Raw genomic sequence first — 3281 nt, forward strand, 5'->3', positions numbered from 1 at the left:
CAAGTTACTAGCTGGCATCGGTATCAGTAAGTCCTCTGGTCAATCCCGTAGTAGGGGTCAAGGTAAGAACCGCAACGAGTTTCCCGCGTACCAGGTATCGGAAACCCGCCTGGTATCAGAGATTGCGCGTCAATTCATTGAAGCGAATCGTGCGCCATGGGAAGAGACAAAAGACTTTTGACCTTTGCAAGAGGTTGCTGATACAATCAGAGGGATTACTCCGCGTCATCCCCGGAAAAAGGTCAAAAGAGCAACCGTGGCTGCATTGTTGCGTTGGGCTGTTGGCGTTGGCGGTTGTCCGTTCAACTGGGGCAACGATTTGGGGATTCAAGGATTTTTTGGTCTTCATAGTTGTACGACCTTGTACGTGGTTTTGTGTGGTTTTGGTCCTGTCGGGCAAGACCACTTCTTCTGTTGATGAAGAAGACTGTGTTAATGGCGATCGCGCACTCATGTTGGGATTGTGCGATCGCCCCTCTTCTGTCGAGAAGAAAACTTTTTTGTGAGTGCGATCGCTCCTTCTTTAAAGAAAGGTTTTGGGGTGCGATCGCACTCTTTGAGTTTGGAGATTTTCTCTACCGCGATCGCAAGGGTGGAATTGAATATTTTTCACTAGCGATCGCTTAGATATCAGTAACTCTTCTGGTCTATCCCGTAGTAGAGGTGAAGGGAAGAACCGCAACGAGTTTCCCGCGTACCAGGTTAGGACAAGCCCGATGGTATCAGAGGTTGCGCGTCAATTCCGAAAGGCTCTTCGTGCCCCGCCGCCAATGACAAAAGAATGAATGACCTTTTTTGAGGTTACTGATAGAATCGGATAGATTACTCTGCGTCATCCCCGGAAAAAGGGGTTCCATGGTAGTAACTCCATCTGCGCGTCCACCCCAGGGCTGCCTGCATTGTTGTTGCGGCTGGTGGCGGTTGTCCGTTCAACTGGGGCAACGATTTGGGGATTCAAAGATTTTTTGGTCTTCATATTTCATCGACTCCATTGTACGTGGTTTTGTGTGGTTTTGGTCTGATTGACCACTTCTTCATCATATGAAGAAGACTGTGTTGATGGCGATCGCTCTGATGTTAAGATTGTGCGATCGCCCCTCTTCTGTAGGAGAAGAAAACTTTTACTAATTGCCTTGGGTGAGAGTGCGATCGCTCCTTCTTTAAAGAAAGGTTTTGGGATGCGATCGCACTCTTTGAGTTTGGAGATTTTCTCTACCGCGATCGCTCTTGTGGGAAATTGAATATTTTTCACTAGCGATCGCTTGTTCATAATCTTATACAAACCCATTCAAAAGTGTCAAGCATTTTTTGCCTAATTTTTGCTTAAATTTGACTCTATTTTTCGGGCTTAATTTTTAGATTTATTCGCAGCAACTAGAGGCACGAATCGCCATATCAAAAATCAGAATAAATGCGATTCGCACCATCAAATTACGAACGTTAAGCCGGAAAAACCGCGCGTGAATCGATGACGCTATTAGACTTCGACAAAAACTATCCTCTTTGGCGGGCAGAATGCCCACCCCACAAGAATTATTGTCGAGGTCTATTAGACTTCGACAAAAACTCTTGTGGGATAGGCGTCTCGCCTGTCTTTGAGGCTGTTTATTGTCGAGGTCTATTAGGGAGCGCACCCTGTTGTAGAGACGTTACATGTAACGTCTCTACAACAGGATATATAACGTCCCCACAACAAACCCGTGAAAACAGATTTGAGGTTTGAGCAACGAGATTTATCTCATTGCTCAACCAATTAATACGGCGTAGACCAAGAACGAACCTCGCCCAAAGTCACTGGAATCACATCGCTAACATCAATCGTGAACCGGAACACTTTCTTGGCACGACGACTATTTTCTGGGTCAAAAAACTTCAGCTTCACATCCCAACAATCGCTATCAATCCGACAGAAAGGACTCTTCTCCACGGTAATACTATCGAGTTCCATTCCTTGCGCCACCGCTTCGGCAAAGGTAGAAGCCGCTTGAAACGCATTCGTCGCCGCAAAATTGAGCGCCCGATCTTGAGAAGTCGTACCCAAATTCCGCAAATCGTAATAGATGCGATTGAGGAAACTATCCAGGGTGCGTTGCATCCCTGCTTCGTTGACTTCTTCTGTAGTCGCACGGACAGTTTCAATCGCCGCCGTGACTAAATTGTTCACCTTCCAACCGTACATTCCGCGCGTATTTTCCGGCTCAATTACTGGCACCACTTGCCCGGAAAACAGCTTCACCGTCCGTCCCGTCAGGCGTCCAGGAATACTCACCCGTTCGACATAATCGGCGCTATCTTCCGCTTGAATCGTTCCAGAGAGCAATTCCTGCAACACTGCATACACATCCCGCGCAAAGGGACCAACGGGTTCGATGGCATAAACTGGAGTCAATTCGATATTCAGCGTCCAAATCAACGCCTTCGCCTCGGAAAGACTTTCTGCTAAATAATCGACCATCTGACGCGCATCGTAAGGGTTGGCAGGAACGGTAGTGTTATCCACTGCCACCCCAGGCATCAGTTGTTTAAACGTATCGCGCCTTGCTTCGGTACCAAAGTCGTAGCCTAAAGTACCCAGAGCATAGACAATATTCCCGCCGGTAGATGCATCAGATTGGCTAGCGGTGACATAATTCGAGTTGCGATTCGACATAGTTGAAGTTGTTGAAATAGATGGACGAGTTGGAATGGTTTGGGTTGAAGCAACTGTTGGCGCAGTCGCTTCTGCTGGGACTATTTCTGGACTAGAAGCAGCAATTTCAGCTAGAGGCAGAGCCTCACTATTCTCGTTCCCAGGCTCAGCCTGGGAACGAGGGGATGGAGGCGAGGCCGACCGTTGATTGCTCGCTCCGGTTCCGCCACAGCCACATCCAGAAGCTTCCACGGTTGCCAATGTTTCTTCCATGTTTCCTCCTGTAAGTAAGTTCAAAGCACCCAAAATATTCAATTTGCCAACCAGACAGCGATCGCTGTTTGTATCGGCAGCATCGCAAGGTAAGGCACTCTGTATGATGGCGGTGCGTACCTTTTGAGGGTCGGGTGTTTCTCCCTGCTGCACTTGCAGACTCAGCAACAAAGCTGCCACTCCAGAAACAATCGGCGTGGCAAAGCTGGTACCGCTCAGCCGTACCGTACCGCCTCCAGGTTGCGCTCCCAGAATGTTTGACCCAGGAGCGAGAATGCCCTGATTTTGGTAGGTTTCGCCCCAATTGCTAAAGTCGATGGGATGCCCTTGGTCATCCATCGCCCCCACTGCCAACACCGCCGGAAGCGACGCCGGGACG

The 3281-nt window shown here is 48.7% G+C and carries 4 protein-coding genes and 1 pseudogene; 2 read left to right on the plus strand and 3 right to left on the minus strand.

Going from position 1 to position 3281, the window contains the following annotated elements; genetic code table 11:
- Window positions 1-181 (plus strand): annotated as a pseudogene (locus tag ACE1CM_RS40230) (transposase); the annotation flags it as partial.
- A gap of 236 nt (window positions 182-417) precedes the next feature.
- A complete protein-coding gene (locus ACE1CM_RS40235) occupies window positions 418-627 on the plus strand; it encodes a hypothetical protein (RefSeq protein ID WP_374884683.1) in 210 nt (69 codons plus the stop codon).
- A 205-nt stretch (window positions 628-832) separates the two neighbouring features.
- Here ACE1CM_RS40235 and ACE1CM_RS40240 read toward each other — a convergent pair whose 3' ends face one another.
- The 3 genes from ACE1CM_RS40240 to ACE1CM_RS40250 all read right to left on the minus strand — a co-directional run.
- Window positions 833-976, minus strand: a complete 144-nt coding sequence (locus tag ACE1CM_RS40240) for an anacyclamide/piricyclamide family prenylated cyclic peptide (protein ID WP_374884685.1) — start codon at window positions 974-976, stop codon at window positions 833-835.
- A gap of 3 nt (window positions 977-979) precedes the next feature.
- Window positions 980-1270, minus strand: coding sequence for a hypothetical protein (locus tag ACE1CM_RS40245; RefSeq protein ID WP_374884686.1), 291 nt, complete (start codon window positions 1268-1270; stop codon window positions 980-982).
- A 483-nt stretch (window positions 1271-1753) separates the two neighbouring features.
- The coding region (locus ACE1CM_RS40250) for a PatA/PatG family cyanobactin maturation protease (RefSeq protein ID WP_374884688.1) at window positions 1754-3281 on the minus strand (1528 nt) is incomplete at its 5' end.

This window comes from Microseira sp. BLCC-F43 (assembly GCF_041929235.1).
In the GTDB taxonomy this organism is placed as follows: Bacteria; Cyanobacteriota; Cyanobacteriia; order Cyanobacteriales; family Aerosakkonemataceae; genus Microseira.